At 71.3% G+C, this 22,815-nt stretch carries 16 protein-coding genes; 6 read left to right on the forward strand and 10 right to left on the reverse strand.

Annotated features, from left to right (window positions below; all coding sequences use genetic code 11):
• Nucleotides 1-120: 120 nt before the first annotated feature.
• A complete protein-coding gene (locus tag PYS65_RS14470) occupies nt 121-2,721 on the reverse strand; it encodes a protein kinase (protein WP_279334381.1) in 2,601 nt (866 codons plus the stop codon).
• Between the two features lie 153 nt (nt 2,722-2,874).
• Nucleotides 2,875-4,995, reverse strand: a complete 2,121-nt coding sequence (locus tag PYS65_RS14475) for a serine/threonine-protein kinase (protein ID WP_279334382.1) — start codon at nt 4,993-4,995, stop codon at nt 2,875-2,877.
• 171 nt (nt 4,996-5,166) lie between these two features.
• On the opposite strand from PYS65_RS14475, the gene PYS65_RS14480 reads away from it, so the two are divergent.
• Entirely contained in the window at nt 5,167-6,210 is a 1,044-nt protein-coding gene (locus tag PYS65_RS14480; RefSeq protein ID WP_279334383.1) for a serine hydrolase domain-containing protein, read from the forward strand.
• 86 nt (nt 6,211-6,296) lie between these two features.
• On the opposite strand, the gene PYS65_RS14485 is transcribed toward PYS65_RS14480, so the two are convergent.
• Nucleotides 6,297-8,003, reverse strand: a complete 1,707-nt coding sequence (locus PYS65_RS14485; protein ID WP_279334384.1) for a glycerol-3-phosphate dehydrogenase/oxidase — start codon at nt 8,001-8,003, stop codon at nt 6,297-6,299.
• A 275-nt stretch (nt 8,004-8,278) separates the two neighbouring features.
• On the opposite strand from PYS65_RS14485, the gene PYS65_RS14490 reads away from it, so the two are divergent.
• The gene (locus PYS65_RS14490; protein WP_279334385.1) at nt 8,279-9,487 is read left to right on the forward strand and encodes a nucleotide sugar dehydrogenase; all 1,209 of its coding nucleotides are present in this window, start codon (nt 8,279-8,281) and stop codon (nt 9,485-9,487) included.
• 759 nt (nt 9,488-10,246) lie between these two features.
• On the opposite strand, the gene PYS65_RS14495 is transcribed toward PYS65_RS14490, so the two are convergent.
• From PYS65_RS14495 to PYS65_RS14510, 4 genes are all read right to left on the reverse strand, one after another.
• Nucleotides 10,247-11,371: a GuaB3 family IMP dehydrogenase-related protein gene (locus PYS65_RS14495; protein ID WP_279334386.1), complete on the reverse strand. Its 1,125-nt coding sequence runs from the start codon at nt 11,369-11,371 to the stop codon at nt 10,247-10,249.
• A gap of 127 nt (nt 11,372-11,498) precedes the next feature.
• Nucleotides 11,499-13,001 carry an IMP dehydrogenase gene (gene guaB, locus PYS65_RS14500; RefSeq protein WP_279334387.1) on the reverse strand — a complete coding sequence of 501 codons (1,503 nt, stop codon included), beginning with the start codon at nt 12,999-13,001 and terminating at the stop codon, nt 11,499-11,501.
• Nucleotides 13,002-13,176: 175 nt separating this feature from the next.
• Nucleotides 13,177-13,764 carry a sigma-70 family RNA polymerase sigma factor gene (locus PYS65_RS14505; RefSeq protein ID WP_279334388.1) on the reverse strand — a complete coding sequence of 196 codons (588 nt, stop codon included), beginning with the start codon at nt 13,762-13,764 and terminating at the stop codon, nt 13,177-13,179.
• Between the two features lie 780 nt (nt 13,765-14,544).
• The gene (locus PYS65_RS14510; protein WP_003948568.1) at nt 14,545-15,156 is read right to left on the reverse strand and encodes a response regulator transcription factor; all 612 of its coding nucleotides are present in this window, start codon (nt 15,154-15,156) and stop codon (nt 14,545-14,547) included.
• A 379-nt stretch (nt 15,157-15,535) separates the two neighbouring features.
• Here PYS65_RS14510 and PYS65_RS14515 point away from each other — a divergent pair, with 379 nt between their 5' ends.
• A complete protein-coding gene (locus PYS65_RS14515; RefSeq protein ID WP_279334389.1) occupies nt 15,536-15,931 on the forward strand; it encodes a WhiB family transcriptional regulator in 396 nt (131 codons plus the stop codon).
• 188 nt (nt 15,932-16,119) lie between these two features.
• Here the strand turns inward: PYS65_RS14515 and PYS65_RS14520 are convergent, their stop codons facing one another.
• The gene (locus tag PYS65_RS14520; protein ID WP_279334390.1) at nt 16,120-17,016 is read right to left on the reverse strand and encodes a LysR family transcriptional regulator; all 897 of its coding nucleotides are present in this window, start codon (nt 17,014-17,016) and stop codon (nt 16,120-16,122) included.
• Nucleotides 17,017-17,096: 80 nt separating this feature from the next.
• Here PYS65_RS14520 and PYS65_RS14525 point away from each other — a divergent pair, with 80 nt between their 5' ends.
• The 3 genes from PYS65_RS14525 to PYS65_RS14535 all read left to right on the forward strand — a co-directional run bounded on the left by PYS65_RS14525 (nt 17,097) and on the right by PYS65_RS14535 (nt 20,420).
• Nucleotides 17,097-17,777, forward strand: a complete 681-nt coding sequence (locus tag PYS65_RS14525; protein ID WP_279334391.1) for an MOSC domain-containing protein — start codon at nt 17,097-17,099, stop codon at nt 17,775-17,777.
• A gap of 181 nt (nt 17,778-17,958) precedes the next feature.
• Complete coding sequence (locus tag PYS65_RS14530; RefSeq protein WP_279334392.1) at nt 17,959-19,569, forward strand: multicopper oxidase family protein; 1,611 nt, start codon at nt 17,959-17,961, stop codon at nt 19,567-19,569.
• A 77-nt stretch (nt 19,570-19,646) separates the two neighbouring features.
• Complete coding sequence (locus tag PYS65_RS14535) at nt 19,647-20,420, forward strand: SDR family NAD(P)-dependent oxidoreductase (RefSeq protein WP_279334393.1); 774 nt, start codon at nt 19,647-19,649, stop codon at nt 20,418-20,420.
• A gap of 47 nt (nt 20,421-20,467) precedes the next feature.
• On the opposite strand, the gene PYS65_RS14540 is transcribed toward PYS65_RS14535, so the two are convergent.
• Nucleotides 20,468-20,917, reverse strand: coding sequence for an ankyrin repeat domain-containing protein (locus PYS65_RS14540; protein WP_279334394.1), 450 nt, complete (start codon nt 20,915-20,917; stop codon nt 20,468-20,470).
• A gap of 228 nt (nt 20,918-21,145) precedes the next feature.
• Entirely contained in the window at nt 21,146-22,771 is a 1,626-nt protein-coding gene (groL, locus tag PYS65_RS14545) for a chaperonin GroEL (protein WP_279334395.1), read from the reverse strand.
• Nucleotides 22,772-22,815 lie beyond the last annotated feature (44 nt).

The following is a 22,815-nucleotide window of genomic DNA, read 5'->3' on the forward strand; positions in this document are numbered from 1 at the left end:
GCTGTACGGGACGGAAAGCAACCAAAGTGCCTGCGGAGGCGTACGCCCCTCGGGCTCCTCCCTTCCGCTTCCCCGCCGCTTCCCTTCCGCTTCCCTTCCGCTTCCCCGCCGCTTCTCCGGTCAGCCGGTGAACCGGTATGTCGTCGACGCCTGCTCGAACAGCCGGCTCACCTCGTCCCGTTCGCCCTCCGGGCCCCGCACCTGCACGACGTGGTACCGGCCGTCGATCAACGCCGCGAGGTTACGGACGTACAGCTCGCCCCCGTCGCCGCCGGTCCAGGTGAACTGTCCCTCGGCCATGCTCCGTCCGCCCACCTCGATGGTCTTCAGCCCGGTGGACGTGGCCCAGCTGGAGTCGCGGTACGGCTGGAGCTCACGCTCGTCGTCCCGCTGGTAGGCCATCGGGTCGTCGCCGTACTGCGAGGCACTGTCCCGGCCCGGTACGACGATCAGCTCGAAGTCGCCGCTGGAGTAGACGACCTGGCCGCTGCCGTTCTTCCCGGTGCGCTGCCAGCCCTCGGCGACGGCGACCCGGAAGCCCTCCGGATCCTTGCGCAGGGTGAAGCCCTTGGCGGCGTCGGGGCCGGTGGTCTGCGTCTCGTTCGACCCGGCCGACTCCTCGGCGCCGCCCTCCGGGCTCTTCGGGCTCTTCGGGTCGTCCGGTTTCGCCGAGGAGTCGTCGGCGCCCGGCGCTCCCCCGGCCTCCCGCGACGGAGACGCCCCGCCGACCTCTCCGGCGGCACCGGTACGGTCGGCCGCGCCCCCGGTCCCCTCTCCGGCCTTCGGCATGAACAGGACGGCGTACGCGATCGCCGCGGCCATGGCGAACAGCACCAGCAGGAGCAGGGTGCGGCCCAGCCGGCGCGGGGACCCCGACTCCTGTTTGGCCCGCTTGTGCCGTCCGTGGTGCGCGGGCAGCGCGGCGCGGCGTCTGCGCACCAGCTCGCCCCGGCGGCGCACGACGGGCAGCCGGCTGGTGTCGACCGGCGGTGCCGCTATGACGTGTACGCCGGCCTCCGGCTCGGGCGCCGACCGCACCAGTGAGCGCAGCCAGCCGCGCAACTCCTCGAAGTCCAGCCGCTCGGTGGGGTCCTGACGCAGCAGCGACTCCACGACCGGCCTGAGCGGTCCGCACTCCTCGGCGAACGCGGGGGGTTCGGCGCACACCATCTGCACCAGTTCGGCCGTCGACTCCTCCGGGTAGGGCGCGTGGCCCTGCACGGCCCGGAACAGGAGCGCGCCCAGCGCCCACAGATCGGTCGCGGGGCCGATGGGCGCGGCCAGCTGCCAGTTCTCGTGCACGGGCCCGGCCTGCTCCGGCGCCCACCGCTCCGTCACGGGGCCGACGACGGCCATCCGCGCCTGCCGTGCCCGCTCGGCGGCCAGCGCGGTGGTGGGGGCCCGGCGCGCGGGCGCGTGGGCCGCCGGATCGTCCCAGCGGGCGGGCGGGGCGGCCCCGCCGGACGGGGCGAAGCCTCCCGAATCCGCCGCATCGGTCGCGGGGGCGGTCGCCGGGCCGGTCGCCGGGCTGAGCGCGGGTGCTGACGTGGAACCGCCGGGCGGCAACGCGGCTGGGGGTCCCCCCTGCTCGAAGAGCTTGGGGGAGGGCCTGCCGGTGGTTCCCACGCCGTAGGGGTCGGCTATCTGCCCCGGCGGGACCGCACCGGTCTGCTGTGCCTCCTGCACCCGGGCGGCGGCGCGGGTGCCCGCCCGGTACGCGGCGATCGCCCCCGCGCGTGCGGCCCTGACCTCCCCGGCGCTGTCGACGGGCCGTGGGGCCGCCGCGGCGGAGGTGCCGTTGGCCGGGTTCGCCGTCCCGTCACCGGGCAATCGGCCGGCCCGCGCCTCGATGGCGGCCCGCCGTGCGGCGTCGGGGTTCGGGTCCGGCTCGGCCGTGAAGCCGGGGGGCCACGACGGGGTGCGCTGCGGAGCCGAAGCGCCCCTGCCCGTGCCTGTACCCGTGGGCGCCACCGGTCCCAGCTCCCCGGGCTCCCCCGCCCCCGGCACCCCGGCGTTCGGAACGACGGCATCCGGAACCTCCGTGCCCGAAACGGGAGCACCCGAAGCGGGAGGGGACGCGACGAGGGGATCCTCGGCAGGCACCGGGTCGTACCCGCACAGCGCCTCCTCCGCCGCGCCGACGGCGAGACCGGTGAGCATCACCCGGCCGTCGTCGCAGACCAGCACCGTGCGCGGGGTGATGTTCCGGTGCACCCAGCCGTGGGCGTGCAGGACCCGCACCGCCATCAGGACGTCCGAGGCGACCTCGGCCGCCCGGTACGGAGTCAGCGGCTGCTCGGCCAGCAGCGCCGCCAACGGTCGGGCGGACACCAGTTCGCTGACGATCCACAGGGAACCGCCCTCCGCGAACACGTCGAAGACCTGGTCCAGCCGCGGATGGTCGGGGATGGCCGCCGCGGCCTGCGCGGCCTCGACCGCGCGCCGCGCCACGGGGTCGGTGGGCCGCCGCACACCCGCGCGGTCGCCGGTACGTCCGGCGGCCCGCCGGACGCTTCCGTCACGCGCCGTGAAACCGTCGGGCAGCCCCTCCGCGTCGAGCACCTCGGCCTCGACGACCTCCGGCAACGGCACCTGCCTGACCAGGACTTCCTGCCCGCTGTAGGTGTCGAAGGCGCGGGTCTCGGTCAGTTCGTACTCGTCGGAGGGAGGCAGCGGCAGGCGGTAGCGATCGGCGAGAACTCGTCCCGCGTATTCGTCCACTGTGCCTCCCCCGGCGATATGGTCGGTCGGTTCCGCTCGCCCGGCGGCCCGTTCCGGCTGCGTACGGTCTGCGAACACTCACGATACGTGCCGGAGGCAACCCGCAGTGAGGGGATGCCAGATCTCACTCCCCAATCAAGCGGCCGTCCATGCTCAGGACTTGGGCTCGAAGGACTGCGTCAGCACCTGCCACGTCCCCTTGCGCTGCTCACCGTCCCACTCGGCGGCCTTCGCCGAGTACATCAGCGCGTACCCGTACCGGCCGTCGACGACGAAGCCCCGGTCTATGGTCCGGTACTTCGTCCCCCCGTCCATGGAGGTGAACTCCCAGTCGGCGGTGTTCCACCCCCGGTAGTCCACCGCCTCTATGCGGATCCTCTCGTACTGCGGACGCACCATGCCGCGTTCCTGCCTCTTCCAGTCGGCCACCGGGTCGCCCTGCGGCGTGGACGTCCAGGCGACGAGCAGCCGCTGTCCGTCGGGCCCGGTGAAGCGGTCGCCGGCCCCGTCCGTCGACCGGTACTGCCAGCCCTCGGGCAGTCCGATCGAGTAGCCCTGGCTCCCGTTGTGCGTCGCCTTCACCGCCGAGGCGCCGTCCCCGTCCCCGGCCGCGTCGTCGGCCTCGCTCTCCTCCGAACCGGCGTCGCCGGACTCCGGTTCCCCTCCCGCGCCGGTTTTCGGGTCCACCGACTCGTTCGCCGCACCGTCGGTACCGGTTTCGTCCTCGGCGTTCTTGGTGCCGGTCTCGGCCCCGGTGTCCTCGGCGTTCTTGGTGTCGGCGCCGGGTGCCTGGCTGGAGGCGACCTTGTCCGCGCCGCCGCCCTTCGCCCCCGCGCCGTTCTCGTCGCCATCACCGCTGAGCACGATGGCCAGCACGGTGCCGAGCACGGCGAGCACCACGACCGCCGCGATGACGACCAGCGTCCGCCGCGGCACCACGTCGGTGAGCGACGCCTTCGGCGCGGACCTCGCCGGCAGATCCGGCGGCGTCATCACGGGCCAGCCCGAACTCCGCCCGCCGGGAGCCTGGTTCGACGCCTTGCCGGGTGCCGGGTGCGGCGTCGGACCCGAGCCCGCACCGGAGCCACGGGGTGAACCCGGTGTCGAGGCCGAGGCCGGCCCGGACCCCGAGGGGGACCCCACAGCCGGCCTCCCCTCGGCCCGGGTTCCGGCCGCCGCACCGGATGTCGTGCCGGCCGCCGAACTTCCGACGCCACCGCCGGTCTTGGCGCGTGTCGTCGCCGCGGCGCCGGCCGAGCCGGCGGCCACCGCCGCTTTCCGCATGGAACGCATCGCACCGCGCAGTCGCTCCCCGGCCTCCTCGCCCCGCCTGCTTCCGCCACCGGCACGCCCATCGGGCTGTTCGGGCAGCGGCACGACCTTCGTCGCGTCCGCAGGTTCCGGGTCGCTCCGCTTGCCCCCGGGTGCGTGGATCACCGCGCTCAGCATGGCCCGCGCGCGGGTGTCGTCGAGCCGCTGGGCGGGGTCCTTGTTGAGCAGCCCGTAGATGACGTCCCTGAGCGGTCCCGCGTTCCTGGGCTCCTCGAGCGGCTCGGTCATCACCGCCGTGAGCGTCGCGATCGCGGAACCCTTGTCGTACGGCGGCGTACCCTCCACCGCCGCGTACAGCAGCCCGCCGAGCGACCAGAGGTCGGCCGCCGGCCCCGGCTTGTGCCCGCGGGCCCGCTCCGGGGAGATGTAGGAGGGGGCGCCGACGAGCATGCCGGTCGAGGTGATGGACGGGTCACCCTCGACCTGGGCGATACCGAAGTCGGTGAGCACGACCCGGCCGTCCTCGGCGATCAGCACGTTCGACGGCTTCACGTCCCGGTGCAGAATGCCCTCCCGGTGCGCGGAGCGCAGCACGTCGAGCACCGCGAGCCCGACCTCGGCGGCACGCCGGGGCTCCAGCAGGCCGTCCTCCCGGATGGCTTCGGCGAGCGACTTGCCCTCCACGAGCTCCATCACGATCCAGGGCCGGTCGTCCTCCTGGACCACGTCGAAGACCGTCACGGCATTGTTGTTGCGGATCCGAGCGATCGCCTTGGCCTCGCGCAGCGTCCGTGTGATCAGCCGCCGCTTCTCCTCCTCGTCGATGCTCGACGGGAACCGGAGTTCCTTGACGGCGACCGTCCGGCCCAGGGTCTCGTCCACGGCTCGCCACACCGTCCCCATGCCGCCGCGGCCGAGCACATCTCCCAGCCGGTACCGCCCGGCGAGGAGACGTGCGCTCTCGTCCTGACGGGGTGTCCCCGCCCGCTCCGGCTCCGACATGCGTCCCCTCATGCAACCCGCCCTGACAGAGACTTCATTGTCCCTCACCCGACAAGTGCTCCACGCCCAGGGTGCCCCTGACGACACCTCATACCCGGCGCACCCGGAACCCGGGGGAAGGACGTGTTCCGCCACCTTGCATGATGTCCCTCCGACGAGAGGGGAACCGGGATGCCGCCGCCTCGGACACTGCTGGCCATCGCTGTGTCCGTGGCTTCGCTCGCCCTGACCCCGACCGCTTCCTCGACTCTGCCGGCCCCGCCGGCGGACGCGCTCCTCCCGTTGCTGGTCACACAGGGTGGAGCCCCGGCGGCAGCCCTCCTTGCCCTGGAGGAGACCGGCTCGCGTTATGCCTCCGCCGGCGAGGGCATCACCCGGGCCGACCACTTCCGCGCCGGCAGCGTCACGAAGACGTTCATCGCGACGGTCGTCCTGCAACTGGCGGACGAGCACCGCCTGTCGCTCTCCGACACCGTGGAGAAACATCTTCCGGGACTGGTGCGAGGAGCGGGCAACGACGGTCGCGCGCTGACCCTGCGTTCCCTGCTCAACCACACCAGCGGCCTGTACGACTTCGCCGAGGACACCGGTGGCACCGTCCCCGTCACTCCGCGTCAGGCACTGCGCATCGCACTCACCCACTCCCCGGCCGACCCCGGCCGCTTCGCCTACTCGAACACCAACTACGCCCTGCTCGGCCTGGTCGTCGAACGCGTCACCGGCCACTCGTACGCCACCGAGGCCGAGCGGCGCATCATCTCCCCTCTGCGTCTGACGGGCACCTCCTTTCCCGGCTCCCGCACCTCGCTGCCCGCTCCACACGGCCGCGCCTACTCCACCGACGGAACCGACGTCACCGAACTCGACCCGCGGGTGGCCGGCGCCGCAGGCGAGCTGGTGACCACGCTCGCCGATCTGGACCGCTTCTACGCGAGTCTGCTCGGCGGTGGACTGCTCCCCCCGCGTCAACTGCGCGAGATGCTCGACACCCGTGCCGCACACGGCTCGTACGGCATGGGCCTGTTCCCCGTGAAGCTTCCGTGCGGCACCACCGTGTGGGGGCACAACGGATACATCTCCGGCAGCTACGTGCGCACCGCAACCACCGCCGACGGTGGGCATGCCCTCACCCTCCGGGTGAACACGGACGCGATAGCGGATCCCGGTCTCATATCCGCGGTGCTCGCGGCCGAGTTCTGCCCTCGCACCTGGTAGAACGCCCGGGTTCCGGACGGAGATCCCAGTTCACGACACTCGTTCGAGTGAAATTTGAGTGAAAGCAGCCTTCGGACCCGGGCGGCCTACATCGGAACGATGTCCGGCGCTCCCAGCCGTGCCGCGTCCGCCGTCAGGTCGTCCGGCTGGCGCTGCGACTCCCGTTCGGCCTCCACCCGCTTCTCGTAGTGCTGTACCTCGCGCTCGATCCGGTCCTTGTCCCAGCCCAGCACCGGCGCCATCAGCTCGGCGGCCTCCCGTGCGCTGCGCGTACCCCGGTCGAACGTCTCGATCGATATGCGGGTGCGCCGGGTCAGCACGTCGTCCAGGTGGCGCGCCCCCTCGTGCGAGGCGGCGTAGGTGATCTCGGCGCGCAGATAGTCGTCGGCCGCCTGCAGCGGTTCGCCCAGCGAGGGGTCCTGGGCAATCAGTTCCAGGACCTCCTCCGCCAGCGTCCCGTACCGGTTCAGCAGATGCTCGACCCTCACCACGTGCAGTCCGGTGCGCGCGGCGATCCGCGCCCGCGCGTTCCACAACGCCCGGTACCCCTCGGCGCCCACCAGCGGTGTGTCCTCGGTGACGCAGGCGGCGACGCGTACGTCGAGACCGTGCACGGCCTCGTCCACCGCGTCCTTGGCCATCACCCGGTACGTCGTGTACTTGCCGCCCGCGACCACGACGAGTCCGGGGACGGGATGCGCCACGGTGTGCTCCCGCGACAGCTTGCTGGTGGCGTCGGACTCCCCTGCGAGCAGGGGCCGGAGGCCGGCGTACACGCCCTGGACGTCGTCCCTGCCGAGCGGGACCGCGAGCACCGAGTTCACATGCTCGAGCAGATAGTCGATGTCCGCGCTGGACGCGGCCGGGTGCGCCTTGTCCAGGTCCCAGCCGGTGTCCGTGGTCCCGACGATCCAGTGCCGGCCCCACGGGATGACGAACAGTACGGACTTCTCCGTGCGCAGGATGAGCCCGGTCGTGGAGTGGATGCGGTCCTTGGGGACGACCAGGTGGATGCCCTTGGAGGCCCGTACGTGGAACTGGCCCCGCTCGCCCACCATCGCCTGGGTGTCGTCGGTCCACACCCCGGTGGCGTTGACGACCTGCTTGGCACGGACCTCGTACTCCCCGCCGCCCTCGACATCCCGCACCCGGGCGCCGACGACCCGTTCACCCTCGCGCAGGAACCCGGTCACCCGGGCACGGTTGGCGACTCGCGCGCCGTACGCCGCCGCGGTGCGCACCAGGGTCGCCACGAACCGGGCGTCGTCCATCTGGGCGTCGTAGTACTGCAACGCCCCGACCAGGGTGTCCTTCTTCAGACACGGGGCCACACGCAGTGCGTGACGACGGCTCAGATGCCGGTGCACGGGCAGCCCGCGGCCATGCCCCGGGGCCATCGACATGGTGTCGTAGAGCGCGACGCCCGCCCCGGCGTACAGCCGCTCCCAGCCCCTGTGCTGCAACGGGTAGAGGAACGGCACCGGCTTCACCAGATGCGGGGCGAGTTTCTCCAGCAGCAGGCCCCGCTCCTTCAACGCCTCCCGCACGAGGGCGAAGTCGAGCATCTCCAGATAGCGCAGACCGCCGTGGATGAGTTTGCTGGACCGACTGGAGGTACCCGACGCCCAGTCACGCGCCTCGACCAGTCCCGTGGACAGACCGCGGGTCACGGCGTCGAGCGCGGTGCCGGCGCCCACCACACCGCCGCCCACCACCAGGACGTCCAGCTCACGCTCGGCCATGGATGCGAGTGACTCGGCGCGCTCCGCCGGTCCCAGTGTCGCTGTCCTCACCGCTGCCTCCCGCTCGTCGGTCGCATCGGCCGCACCCGTGGGGCGAAGCCCGGTCCCCCTCTCCCTCATGCCCAAATTCTGGCCGGGTTGCCCGACTCCAGCCACCGCTCACTCCCAAGCCTGTGGACAACCCTCGCGGCGACTCGCCGAAACTCGACCGACCAATACAGCAAATCGGTCATATTTACTCCTAGTCTGACATTGCGCTCGCTCGTTCTGTCCACAGGGCTTGCGCGCCTGTCCCGCTTCGGTTACTGGGAAGGACGGCCCACGCCATGCCCGCAGATCTCGCCGTCATCGGACTCGGCCCGTACGGCCTGCCCCTGGCCCAGGCAGCCGTCACCGCCGGTATCCCCACCATCGGCTACCGGACCGGCCCGGAGGCCGCCTCCCTCAGCCCCGCCGAACTGCGCCGCATGGTCGCGCAGGGATTCCGGGTGATGACCAGCCCGGTCGAACTCGGCCGAGTACGGACGGCGGTCATCTGCGCACCGGCCCCACCCGGCGTGGAAGGCGGGCTGGACCTCAGCCAGGTGGAGACGGCCGCCCGCACCCTGGCCGCGCGGCTGCGTCCGCACACCACGGTGATCCTCGAGTCGCCGGCCCCACCCGGGACGACCGAGGGGCTCCTGCGCCCCCTGCTCGAATCCGGATCCGGGCTCCGCGCGGGCCGCGACTTCCACCTCGCCTACTCCCCCAGCCGCGTCGATCCCGGCAACCGCGACTTCACCCCCGCCAACACCCCGCAGGTCATCGGCGGGCTCACCCCGGCCTGCACCGAGTCGGCCGCCGCGTTCTACGGGAGACTCACCGACAAGGTCGTACGCGCACGCGGCCCACGGGAAGCGGAGACCGTGCAGTTGCTGGAGACCAACTTCCGGCACGTCAACACCGCCCTCGTCAACGAGATGGCCGTGCTCTGCCACGACCTGGGCGTCGACCTGTGGGACGTCATCCGCTGCGCGGAGACCAAACCCTTCGGTTTCCACGCCTTCCGCCCCGGCCCCGGCGTCGGCGGCCACGCCGTCGCCCAGGACCTGACCGCCCACACCGGCCGCACCCTGCGGATGGCGGAACTCGCCCAGCAGGTCAACGGACGGATGCCGCACTACGTCGTACAGCGCGCCGCCGCGCTCCTCAACGAACACGGCAAGTCGGCCCGCGGCGCACGCGTGCTGCTCCTCGGCGTCACCTACAAGGCCGACCTCGCCGACCAGCAGGGCAGCCCCGCGCAGGAGATCGCGACGCGGCTGATGGAGCTGGGCGCCTCCGTCAGCTACCACGACCCGCACGTCCCGTCCTGGAGCGTGCTCGACCGCCCCCTCCCGCGCGCCGACTCCCTGTACGAGGCCGCCGCCGACGCCGACCTGACGATCCTGCTCCAGCAGCACCGCACCTACGACCTGCAGGGCCTGTCGGTGAAGGCCCAGCTGCTGCTGGACACACGCGGGGCCACCCCGACGGGGGCGGCGCACCGGTTGTGAGAGGGGGCGCCCAGGGCCCGCCGTGCTCCAGGAGCCGGTGGTAGGCGGCATTCTGCGTGAGTACCTTGGGATTCGGGTGGAGGCCACCGCAGCGGCTGACTGCGGCAGGCCCCAGATGGATCACGGAGTGTCCACCCCTATGCCTCTTAGGGGTGGCCGCTCACCATCCAAAGATCCGCAAGACCCACCTCCCCGGTACCGGACCAGCCGCCGGCGAATCCGGTACCGTACAAAAAAAGTGGGGCCCACCGCAGCGGCTAACTGCGGCAGGCCCCAGATGGATCACGGAGTGTCCACCCCTATGCCTCTTAGGGGTGGCCGCTCACCATCCAAAGATCCGCAAGACCCACCTCCTCCGGCACTTCACCGTCCACAGACGGATACGGTCCCAGCGGGTGGGCTTGCGGTGGCGACCCATGGGCACGCCCCCTTCCACGAGGCCGCCCGTCAGCCCGGTTGGGCGGTCCGTTCAGAATCGGTCCGGGCCCCGAAGGGCGAGGTCCGGAACGTGTCCTTGGAAGGGGGCGACCCCGAGAGCTGAGCCGCCGAACACGGACACTATCGACTCGAAACGGCCTTTCCTGCGGCATTCACCCCGAAAGCAACCGCACGCCCCCCTACCGCCCCACGCGCCCCCACCACCACTCCCCCACCCGTACACACGACGGGGCTCGGCCACCCCACATGCCGGTGGGGTGGCCGAGCCCCGTCATCACTCTCAAGGGCGTCCGCCGCGCTCAAGGCGAGCGCGGCAGCACGTCACCGCCGGTGCTGCGAGTCCGCCACCGTCACCTCGACGCGCTGGAACTCCTTCAGCTCGCTGTACCCGGTGGTGGCCATGGCGCGGCGCAGGGCGCCGAAGAGGTTCATCGAGCCGTCGGGCGTGTGCGACGGGCCGGTGAGGATCTCCTCGATGGTGCCGACGGTGCCGAGGTCGACCTTCATGCCACGCGGCAGCTCCTCGTTCACCGCTTCCATGCCCCAGTGGTTGCCCTTGCCCGGGCCGTCGGTGGCGCGCGCGAGCGGGGAGCCCATCATCACCGCGTCGGCGCCGCAGGCGATCGCCTTGGGCAGGTCGCCCGACCAGCCGACGCCGCCGTCCGCGATCACGTGCACGTACCGGCCGCCGGACTCGTCCATGTAGTCGCGGCGGGCGGCGGCCACGTCGGCGACCGCGGTGGCCATGGGGACCTGGATGCCCAGCACGTTGCGGGTGGTGTGTGCGGCGCCGCCGCCGAAGCCCACCAGGACGCCGGCCGCGCCGGTGCGCATCAGGTGCAGGGCCGCGGTGTAGGTGGCGCAGCCGCCGACGATCACCGGGACGTCCAGTTCGTAGATGAACTGCTTCAGGTTGAGCGGCTCGTGCGAGCTGGAGACGTGCTCCGCGGAGACCGTCGTCCCGCGGATCACGAAGATGTCCACGCCCGCGTCGACGACGGCCTTGGAGAACTGGGCGGTGCGCTGCGGGGAGAGCGCGGCCGCGGTGACGACGCCGGAGTCGCGCACCTCCTTGATGCGCTGCCCGATCAGCTCCTCCTTGATGGGGGCGGTGTAGATCTCCTGGAAACGGCGCGTGGCCGACTCGGCGTCCAGTTCGGCGATCTCGTCGAGCAGCGGCTGCGGGTCCTCGTACCGCGTCCACAGCCCTTCGAGGTTCAGCACACCGAGACCGCCGAGCTCGCCGATGCGGATCGCCGTGGCCGGCGAGACGACCGAGTCCATGGGGGCTGCCAGGAAGGGCAGCTCGAAGCGGTAGGCGTCGATCTGCCAGGCGATCGAGACCTCCTTCGGGTCCCGCGTACGGCGGCTGGGGACGACGGCGATGTCGTCGAAGGCGTACGCCCGGCGGCCCCGCTTGCCTCGCCCGATCTCGATCTCAGTCACGTCTGTGGCCTTTCCCTGATGCGTTGCAGCGCCTTCCAGTATCCCCGACGGCCGTGGCAGTCAGCGCGCCGGACATACGGCGAGGGCGGCCCCGGAGCCATCCGGGGCCGCCCTCGGGGGCCGCTGCCTACGTGCGGCTGTAGTTCGGTGCCTCGACCGTCATCTGGATGTCGTGCGGGTGGCTCTCCTTCAGGCCCGCGGAGGTGATCCGTACGAAGCGGCCCTTGCTCTCCATCTCCTCGATGGTGGCGGCGCCCACGTAGCCCATGGTCTGGCGCAGGCCGCCGACGAGCTGGTGCAGCACGTTGGCCAGCGGACCGCGGTAGGGCACCTGGCCCTCGATGCCCTCGGGGACGAGCTTGTCGTCGGAGGCGACGTCGGACTGGAAGTAGCGGTCCTTCGAGTACGACCTGGCCTGGCCGCGCGACTGCATGGCGCCGAGCGAGCCCATGCCGCGGTACGACTTGTACTGCTTGCCGTTGATGAACTGCAGCTCGCCGGGTGACTCCTCGCAACCGGCGAGGAGGCTGCCGAGCATCACCGTGTCGGCACCGGCGGCCAGCGCCTTGCCGATGTCTCCGGAGTACTGCAGACCGCCGTCGCCGATCAACGGCACGCCGGCCGGACGGGCCGCGAGGGACGCCTCGTAGATGGCGGTGACCTGCGGGACGCCGATGCCGGCGACCACACGGGTGGTGCAGATCGAGCCGGGGCCCACACCCACCTTGATTCCGTCGACACCGGCGTCGATCAGCGCCTGGGCGCCGTCACGCGTGGCGACGTTGCCGCCGATCACGTCGATGCCGACGCTCGACTTGATCTTCGACATCCAGCTGAGGGCGTTGCTGTTGTGGCCGTGGGAGGTGTCGACGACCAGGAAGTCCACCCCGGCCTCGGCGAGCGCCTGGGCACGCTCGAGTGCCTCGGGGCTGGCGCCCACGGCGGCACCGACGATCAGGCGGCCCTCCGAGTCCTTCGCCGCGTGGGGGTACTGCTCCGCCTTGACGAAGTCCTTGACCGTGATGAGGCCCTTGAGGACCCCCTCGTCGTCGACCAGGGGAAGCTTCTCAATCTTGTGGCGGCGCAGCAGCTCCATGGCGTCCACGCGGGAGATGCCGACCTGGCCCGTGACCAGCGGCATCGGCGTCATGATGTCGCGCACCCGCTGGGAGCGGTCGGTCTCGAAGGCCATGTCACGGTTGGTGACGATGCCGAGCAGCTTCTTGCTGCCGTCGGTGACCGGGACGCCGCTGATGCGGAACTTGGCGCACAGCGCGTCGGCCTCGGCGAGCGTGGCGTCGGGGTGGATGGTGATCGGGTCGGTGACCATGCCGGACTCGGAGCGCTTCACCAGGTCGACCTGGTTGGCCTGGTCCGCGATGGACAGGTTGCGGTGCAGGACGCCGACACCGCCCTGGCGGGCCATCGCGATCGCCATGCGGGACTCGGTCACCTTGTCCATGGCCGCCGAGAGCAGCGGGGTGTTCACACGGACGTTGCGCGAGATACGGGACGAGGTGTCGACCGCGTTGGGGAGCACCTCGGATGCACCCGGCAGCAGCAGCACGTCGTCGTAGGTCAGCCCGAGTGTCGCGAATTTTTCGGGCACTCCGTCGACGTTCGCAGTCATGACACCTTCCCCAAATGGCCTTGATCGGTGCGGATGTCCATGCTAACGGGAACCGGGGGTGTCTCATTCCATGGTTCCACCCGCCCCCGGTCTTCGTATGTTCGTACGGAATTGGCCGGGTGGCCGTTCACCACCCAAGGGCGCGCAGGGCGGCGGATGGTTTCCGCGGGGGTGGTCACTGCTCCGCCAGGGCTCGCAGCCGGCTCAGCGCGCGGTGCTGGGCGACCCGGACGGCGCCGGGTGACATTCCCAACATCTGGCCGGTCTCCTCCGCGGTGAGGCCCACGGCGATGCGCAGCAGAAGCAGCTCGCGCTGGTTCTCGGGCAGGTTGGCCAGCAGTTTCTTGGCCCACGCGGCGTCGCTGCTGAGGAGGGCGCGCTCCTCCGGGCCGAGGGAGTCGTCGGGGCGCTCGGGCATCTCGTCGGAAGGTACGGCTGTCAGACCGGGATGGCGCATCGCCGCGCGCTGCAGGTCGGCCACCTTGTGCGCGGCGATGGCGAAGACGAACGCCTCGAAGGGGCGGCCGGTGTCCCTGTAGCGGGGCAGCGCGAGGAGCACCGCCACGCAGACCTCCTGGGCGAGGTCCTCGACGAAGTGCCGGGCGTCGCCCGGGAGCCGGGACAGGCGGGTGCGGCAGTACCGCAGCGCCAGGGGGTGGACATGGGCGAGCAGATCGTGTGTCGCCTGCTCGTCCCCGTCGACAGCGCGGTGGACGAGCGCACCGATCGCCCCTTGGGCAGTGCCCGCCTCGTCGTCGCGCATCGGTCCATGGTGCCCTGCGGTCCTCTGCTCCGCGGCACCACGTCCCTTGTTGTGCACCGAAGCGTTATGAGCAGGTGCGCCGGAACTCATCCCCTGCGCCCTCCCCTCCCGCTCGACCGACTCGTCCCCGAGGAACTCCACACCTCAAGGATGCGTCATCCGCCGCGAAACAGGCACAGGGCACCCGGCGGCCGGCTTCGGCGCCCTGGTGGGCCGGGCTTTCCGCGCCTCTGCCGACGAGGCACGAGCGGACGGCCGTAGGACCTGTCGCCCGGATCGGTCCGGGGCGGCCGAGCAGCGCGCCCGCTGCGCCGGACCGCGGGTCGCACCCGGCGGTGCGGCGGCGGTCCGCACCGGTGGCGCCGCCCGTCATCGGTGCGGCTCCACGCGGGTGCGGTCCGGCTGGGGACGGTCCGCGCGGGGCATCCGCATGCCCGTACGTGCGGGCCGCCGCTCGATGTCGTACACCGGAGCCGGACCGATCCGGAGAACAGGCCTCAGGGCCTGTCCGGCGGGTCGTGCCGCGGACGCGGGGGCCGACACGCCCTCCCCCAAGCTCTTCGAGCAGGGGGGACCCCCAGCCGCGTTGCCGTCGGTCGCCATGGTTCCTTCCCCAAGCTCTCGACTCCGCTCGAGCAGGGGAGACCCGGACCGACTCCTCCCCCAGCCTCCGGCCGGGGGGACCCCCACCTCCGCCTTGCAGCCGGAGGCAGCAGCCCCCACTCACCTGCACGGACAGGGCGCCGTCGATTTCCTGCGGCCTGTTCCGCCGGACAGGCCCTAGCGCACCAGACCCCACCGGAATCCGAGCGCCACCGCGTGGGCCCGGTCCGACGCGCCGAGCTTCTTGAAGAGCCGCCGGGCGTGCGTCTTGACCGTGTCCTCGGAGAGGAACAGCTCGCGGCCGATCTCGGCGTTGGAGCGACCGTGGCTCATGCCTTCGAGGACCTGGATCTCACGCGCGGTGAGCGTGGGCGCGGCGCCCATCTCCGCCGAGCGCAGCCGCCGCGGGGCGAGCCGCCAGGTCGGGTCGGCGAGTGCCTGGGTGACCGTCGCACGCAACTCCGCGCGGGAGGCGTCCTTGTGCAGATAGCCGCGGGCGCCGGCGGCCACGGCGAGTGCCACCCCGTCGAGGTCCTCGGCGACGGTGAGCATGATGATGCGCGCACCGGGGTCGGCGGACAGCAGCCGCCGGACGGTCTCGACACCCCCCAGACCGGGCATGCGTACGTCCATCAGAATCAGGTCCGAGCGGTCGGCACCCCAGCGGCGGAGGACTTCCTCGCCGTTGGCGGCCGTCGTCACGCGCTCGACGCCGGGCACGGTCGCGACCGCGCGGCGCAGCGCCTCTCGGGCAAGCGGGGAGTCGTCGCAGACGAGGACGGAAGTCATGGCCGCCCTCCGCAGCTGATGCGCGTCACCTTGTGCCTCCAGGCTGGTACGAAATCGTCACCTGTGCGGTCGACCGCTTCGGACACCCGCCCGAGCGCTTGTTCCTTCAACCGCCTCGCACTCTCAACGACGGTCACTCGAAAGAGTTACGGGGCCGTCCGCTGTCTTCGGCACTCTACGTGAGGGGACGGACACGATGGAGACACGCGCAGGGGACCCTCGAACTTTCATCACAACCGATGCCCCGTTCGGACCCTTTTCTTCCCATTTGCTGGTGTCTGAGGCTAGATTCGCAATGAGTCATATTTTCATCTCCTTGGATCGTAGTTGTACGGTCGTGGACACGGATCCGCCCAGAATGGCTACAAGGGGTCACGAAATGGCAGATTTCTCTCGCCTTCCAGGACCGAACGCGGACCTGTGGGACTGGCAGCTCCTGGCCGCATGCCGCGGGGTGGACAGTTCGCTCTTCTTCCACCCCGAGGGCGAGCGCGGGGCGGCACGAAGTGCTCGCGAGAACTCGGCCAAAGAGGTCTGCATGAGGTGCCCGGTACGCGCCGAGTGCGCCGCCCACGCACTGGCCGTACGCGAGCCGTACGGCGTGTGGGGCGGACTGACCGAGGACGAACGCGAAGAGCTGATGGGCAGGGCACGCCACCGGCTGGTGTCGCCCTCGGCGTCACCGCCGGGCTCACCACCAGCGGCATCGGCCGTATCGGCGCCGGTCCCGGCATCGGTCTCGGCCACCGGCGGGCACGCCTCTTCGAACAACTGAAGGAACGTTTCTGCATCATCGGGCGCACCTGTGTCATCGTTTTTGCGCAGGAGGCGCTCCACCGCCCCACCGACGGACAGCCGCCCGGCCCGGACGACCGGTGGACGGACGGCCGATGGATGGACAACCGCCGGCCGGACGACCGCTGACCGGACGACCGCCGGACAGACGGCCCCGCCGGGCCCGGCCTACCGCCCGGCTGCCCGTGCCAGTTGGTCGAGCGTCGCGCCGACCGCGGGCACCTGGGCGAGGTCGGGAAGCGTCAGTGCCACGATCTCCCGCCGCACCGCGGGCTCCAGGGCCACCGTGCGCACCCCCCTGAGCCGTACGGACTCGAGGGCCAGCTGGGGCAGGACGGCCACCCCGAGCCCCGCACCGACCAGGCCGGCCACCGCGGGGTAGTCGTCGGTCGCGAAGTCGATACGCGGGGTGAAGCCTGCCGTCTCGCACACCTCGATCAGCTGACCACGGCAACGCGGGCAGCCCGCGATCCACGGTTCCTCGGCGAGTTCGCCTATGGCGAGGGACTTCGCATGCGCCAGCCGGTGCCGCTCGGGCACCAGTCCCACGAGCCGGTCCGTGAGCAACGGGCGCACGACCAGGTCGTGCCACTCCTCGGCACCCGCAGCCCCCTCGTACCGGAAAGCGAGGGCGATGTCGCAGTCGCCCTCGCGCAGCATCTCGACGGACCGGGGCGGCTCGGCCTCCTCCAGGGAGACACGGGTGCCGGGGTGGGCGTCGCGCAGAGCGGCGAGGGCTGCCGGAACGAGCGTCGAACTGCCGCTGGGGAAGGACACGAGCCGCACCCGCCCCGCCCGCAACCCTGCGATGGCGGCGACCTCCTCCTCGGCCGCGGTCAGCCCGGCGAGAACGCCGGCCGCATGGCGCACCAGCACTTCTCCGGCCTGCGTCATGCGCATCTCACGCCCGGTGCGGACGAGCAGCGGCGTGCCCACGGACCCTTCCAGCGCCTTCATCTGCTGGCTGACGGCGGGCTGGGTGCAGCCCAGTTCCCGGGCCGCCGCGGAGAACGAACCGGTGGTGGCCACGGCGCGCAGCACACGGAGATGACGGGCTTCGATCACACCCTCAAGGATAAGCCGCCCTTTGACACAGTGCCGAATACCGCTTCGATGCTTTGGCCCGTATCGCTTACCGTGCGCCCATGAAACTTCTGTCTGTGAACCTGGGGCGCCCCAAGGCCGTGCCGTACACGGACCAGCCCGAGGGTGTGACCGGCATCGACAAGCAGCCGGTGGACGGGCCGGTACGGGTGGCGGCGCCGGGGCCGAAGGGGGTCGGCGCGAGCGGGCTGGCCGGGGACGCGGTGTGCGAGACGCGGCACCACGGGGGCGACGACCAGGCCGTGTACGCGATGGCCCGCGAGGACCTCGACGAGTGGGAGGGCGTGCTGGGCCGCACGCTGCCGAACGGCTCGTTCGGCGAGAACCTCACCACGGCAGGGATCGACCTGTCCGGCGCCCTGATCGGTGAGCGCTGGGGCATCGGGGCCGAGGTGGTGCTGGAGGTCACCTCCGGCCGCATTCCCTGCCGCACCTTCCAGGGCCATCTGGGTGAGAAGGGCTGGGTGAGGCGGTTCACGCAGCGGGGCGCGCCGGGTGCCTATCTGCGGGTCGTCCGGCCCGGTGAGGTCCGGGCGGGCGACGCGATCCGGAGGGTGCACCGGCCGGACCACGAGGTGACGGTCGCGCTGCAGTTCCGGGCGGTGACCACGGAGCGGACGCTGCTGCCGCGCCTGCTGGCGGCGGCGGACGCGCTGCACCCGGAGGCACTGGCCAAGGCTCGGCAGTACGAGACGAAGTACGGGGCGGACCTGGGAGCCTGACGAAGGGCCACGGGGTGCCGCATCGCTTCCCACTTCTCCCCCCTCACTCGCCCGCGCGGTTCTCCCGCACTTGCTCAGCCGGTTCCAGGGGAAATCCCCGATGCCGAGCGAGGGTTGACTCAGGGCCGGGTCCGGGGAGGCCCCCGATGTCCTGCGGACCATGAACCGCGACGCTCGAAGCATGTCTCGCCATACGCCCAAGAGCGAGGTGCCGGCCGGGGAGAGCCCGCCCGGCACCACCCGCCGCGCATTCCGCTGGAAGCGCCTTGTCATCGTGCTCGGTTCCCTGGTCACCGCGCTCGCCGTGACCGTCGGCGCCCTGTTCGCCTGGCTGTGGACCGGCGCCGCGGTCAGCACGGTGGGCAAGGCACCGTTCGACAACGCGCTGGCGATACCTCCGCAGGCCGAGTCGACCGTGGAGAGGGACGGCACACGGGTCTTCGACCTGCGCATGCAGGCGGGCGAGACGGAGTTCCAGGAGGGGAGGAGGACCACGACCTGGGGGTTCAACGGCTCCTACCTCGGCCCGACGCTTCGCGCGAAGCGCGGCGAGAAGGTGCGCGTACGGGTCGGCAACGACCTGGACGAGGCGTCCTCCGTGCACTGGCACGGGATGCATCTGCCGGCCCGCATGGACGGCGGCCCGCACCAGATGATCGCCCCGGGTGCCGCCTGGACCCCGCACTGGACGGTGGACCAGCCGGCGGCGACGCTCTGGTACCACCCTCATCCACACGGCAAGACCGAGGAGCACGTCAGGCGTGGTCTCGCCGGCCTGTTCCTCCTCGACGACGAGGAGTCCGCTCGCCTGTCCCTGCCGAAGCGGTACGGCGTCGACGATCTGCCGGTCGTCGTGCAGGACGTCCGCTTCGACGGTTCACGGCTGTCCGGCGACCGCGGGCTGATGCAGAACGTGGGCTTCCTGGGTGACCGGACCGTGGTCAACGGCACCCTGCGCCCCTACCGGGAGGTCCACGACGAACTGATACGGCTGCGGCTGGTCAACGCCTCCACCGCCCGCACCTACGCCTTCGGTTTCCCGGGCGACCGTGACTTCTCGCTGATCGGGACGGACGGCGGACTGCTGGCGCGGCCCGCGGTGATGGACCGGATACAGCTGTCACCGGGTGAGCGCGCCGAGATCGTCGTACGGGTCGAGGCGGGTGAGCGGGTGATGCTCCGGAGCTTCCCACAGGACAACTACGGCGGCTTCTGGCAGCGGCGGTTCGGCGGGGGCGACGACTCCTTCGACGTACTGGAGCTGCGGGCGGCCCGGCAGTTGCGGCCGTCGCCGCGGTTGCCGGCCACGCTCACCGAGCCGGAGCTTCCCGACGGTGCCGAGGCGGTGCGCGGGCGGCACTTCGATCTGAAGCTGTCCGGGATCAACGGCCGGTCGATGGACATGGGCCGCATCGACGAGACCGTCACCCGCGGGACGACGGAGCTGTGGACGATACGCAACACCAACGGCATGCCGCACAACTTCCATGTGCACGATGTGCAGTTCCGCGTGGTGGAGGTGAACGGGTCGGCACCACCGCCGGCGCTGCGCGGGCCGAAGGACACGGTGTTCGTCCCGCACGGCACGACGATGAAACTGGCACTGCGCTTCACCGGGCCGGCCGATCCCGACGTCCCTTACATGTACCACTGCCATCTGCTGTACCACGAGGACGAGGGGATGATGGGCCAGTTCGTGGTGGTCGAGAAGGGCCAGTCCGCGGGGACCCCGCCGGATCACGCGGAGCACGGGGCCGGACAGGCCCGAAGGGGCGGGCACTCGGGTGACTGATCCGGTCGGGCTTCAGTGCACCGGTCGGGCGGCGATGCCGAGCGGACGCCCGGACTCCGGGTAACTAGTCTTGGGCCATGACAACCGCTCTGATTACGGGATCGACGGCCGGGATCGGTGCCGCGTTCGCGCGGAAGCTGGCAGCCGACGGGCACGATTTGGTGCTGGTGGCCCGCGACATCGCCCGGCTCCGCGAGCAGGCGACCGAGCTCCACGACCGCCACGGCATCGAGGCGGAGGTGCTGCGGGCCGACCTCGCGGAGGACAAGGGCATCGAGGTGGTGGCCGAGCGGCTGGGCGAGCGCAGGAATCCCGTCGACCTGCTGATCAACAACGCGGGTTTCGGCAACAAGGGCCGCTACCTCGAGGTCTCGATGGCGGACGAGCTGAGGATGCTCAAGGTCCACTGCGAGGCGGTGCTGCGGCTGACGTCGGCGGCGGCGGAGGCGATGCGGGAGCGCGGACGCGGGGGCGTCGTGAACGTCTCCTCGACCGCCGCGTTCGTGCCGCGCGGAACCTACGGGGCGTCCAAGGCGTGGGTGGTGCAGTTCACCCAGGGCGCGGCCCAGGACCTGGCGGGCAGCGGCGTACGCCTGATGGCGCTGTGCCCCGGCTTCGTCCGCACCGAGTTCCACAAGCGGGCGGGGATGGGGACGGACAGCATCCCGAACTGGATGTGGCTCGACGCGGACAAGGTGGCGGAGGCGGCCCTCGCGGACCTGGCCCGCGGCAAGTCGGTGTCGATCCCGGACCCGCGGTACAAGGTCCTGATGGGAGCGGCGAAGCTGGTCCCGCGCGACCTCCTGGGCGGTTTCTCCTCCCGTACGGGCCGCAAGTACGGGCCGCGCTGACGGCACGGACCGGGCCTGTCGCGAAAACGACCCCGGGGATTCAGCGGTCAGGTCGTGGGCTGCTGAACGGCTTCCCGGTGAGAGCCTGCTCCCGCTGTGACCAGGAGTGCGGCCGTCTCGGGGTGGGGGCCGTTGTTCGCCCAGTCCAAGGGAGACCAGCCTGTTCCGCGGTCTTCCCGGAGGTCCGGGTCGGCGCCGTGCGCCAACAGTTCGCGCACGGTCCCGGTGTGCCCCCAGCACGCGGCCGCGCACAGCGGTGTGCCCTCCGAGCCGACTCCCCGGCTCTCGGTGTCGGGGCAGGCCCCGGCTTCCAGGAGCAGGCGTGCGACCTCGGCCTCCCCCTGCACGGACGCCAGGTAGAGAGGGGTGGTGCCGTCGCTGTCTCCTCGCTCCGGGTCCGCTCCGGCCCGCAGGAGCGCCCGCACGCGGGCGGTGTCAGCCGTCACAGTCGCTTCGAAGAGCTGACGGGAGAGCTTCTTCTGCCGACGCCGTTTCATGGTGGGCGAGGCTAGCGATAGCGGACGCGGTGGTGCCAGCCGTATCCACCGGCCGGCACCGACGGCAGCACCCCGGTTCCGGGACCGTCATCGACGGCTTCCCTCTGCGGCACCCGCGCGGGTGTGAGCACGGGGACAGCACGCAGGCCCGGCGCCGCTGGGCAGCGGTGCCGGGCCTGCGTGTCTGCTACGGGCGTCTGTCACCGACGTCCGCTACGAGCGCGTGGCTCAGTGGGCGTGGCCGTGGCCGTGACCACCGGCGGCCGGCTCCTCTTCTTCCTTCTTCTCGACGACCACGGTCTCGGTCGTGAGCAGCAGGGAGGCGATGGAGGCGGCGTTCTCCAGGGCGGAGCGGGTGACCTTGACCGGGTCGATGACGCCGGCCTTGATCAGGTCGCCGTACTCGCCGGTGGCGGCGTTGTAGCCGCTGCCCTTCTCGAGCTCGGCGACCTTGGAGACGATGACGTAGCCCTCGAGGCCGGCGTTCTCGGCGATCCAGCGCAGCGGCTCGACGGCGGCGCGGCGGACGACCGCGACACCGGTGGCCTCGTCGCCGGTCTTGTCGAGGTTGCCCTCGAGGACCTTGACGGCGTGGACGAGCGCGGAGCCACCACCGGAGACGATGCCCTCCTCGACCGCGGCGCGGGTCGCGGAGATGGCGTCCTCCAGGCGGTGCTTCTTCTCCTTCAGCTCCACCTCGGTGGCGGCGCCGACCTTGATGACGCACACGCCGCCGGCCAGCTTCGCGAGGCGCTCCTGGAGCTTCTCGCGGTCCCAGTCGGAGTCGGTGGTCTCGATCTCGGCCTTGATCTGGCCGATGCGACCGGTCACGTCCTCCTTCTTGCCGGCACCCTCGACGATCGTGGTGTCGTCCTTGGTGACGGTGACGCGGCGGGCGGAGCCCAGCACGTCCAGGCCGACCTGGTCGAGCTTGAGGCCGACCTCCTCGGAGACGACCGTGGCGCCGGTGAGGACGGCCATGTCCTGCAGCATCGCCTTGCGGCGGTCGCCGAAGCCGGGGGCCTTGACCGCGACGGCGTTGAACGTGCCGCGGATCTTGTTGACGACCAGGGTCGACAGGGCCTCGCCCTCGACGTCCTCGGCGATGATCAGCAGCGGCTTGGAGGCGTTGGCCTGGATGACCTTCTCCAGCAGCGGCAGCAGCTCGGCGATGGAGCCGACCTTGCCCTGCGTGATGAGGATGTACGGGTCGTCCAGGACGGCTTCCATGCGCTCCTGGTCCGTCACGAAGTACGGCGACAGGTAGCCCTTGTCGAAGGCCATGCCCTCGGTGAAGTCCAGCTCCAGGCCGAAGGTGTTGGACTCCTCGACGGTGATGACACCGTCCTTGCCGACCTTGTCCATCGCCTCGGCGATGAGCTCGCCGACCTGCTGGTCCTGGGCGGACAGCCCGGCGACGGCGGCGATGTCGGACTTCTCGTCGATCGGGCGCGCCGAGGCGAGGAGGTCCTCACAGACCGCGGCGACGGCGGCGTCGATGCCCTTCTTCAGGGCGGCCGGGGAGGCGCCGGCCGCGACGTTGCGCAGGCCCTCGCGGACGAGCGCCTGGGCCAGCACGGTCGCGGTGGTCGTACCGTCACCCGCGATGTCGTTGGTCTTGGTCGCCACCTCCTTGACCAGCTGGGCACCGAGGTTCTCGAACGGGTCCTCGACCTCGACCTCGCGGGCGATCGTGACACCGTCGTTGGTGATGGTGGGGGCGCCGAACTTCTTGTCGATGACGACGTTGCGGCCCCTGGGGCCGATCGTCACCTTCACCGTGTCGGCAAGCTTGTTGACGCCGCGCTCAAGGGCGCGACGGGCGTCCTCGTCGAACTTCAGGATCTTCGCCATGGCAGCGGGAGCCCTCTCGGAAATCAGGGGTGAAAAATCACTGC

This window comes from Streptomyces cathayae (assembly GCF_029760955.1).
In the GTDB taxonomy this organism is placed as follows: Bacteria; Actinomycetota; Actinomycetes; order Streptomycetales; family Streptomycetaceae; genus Streptomyces; species Streptomyces cathayae.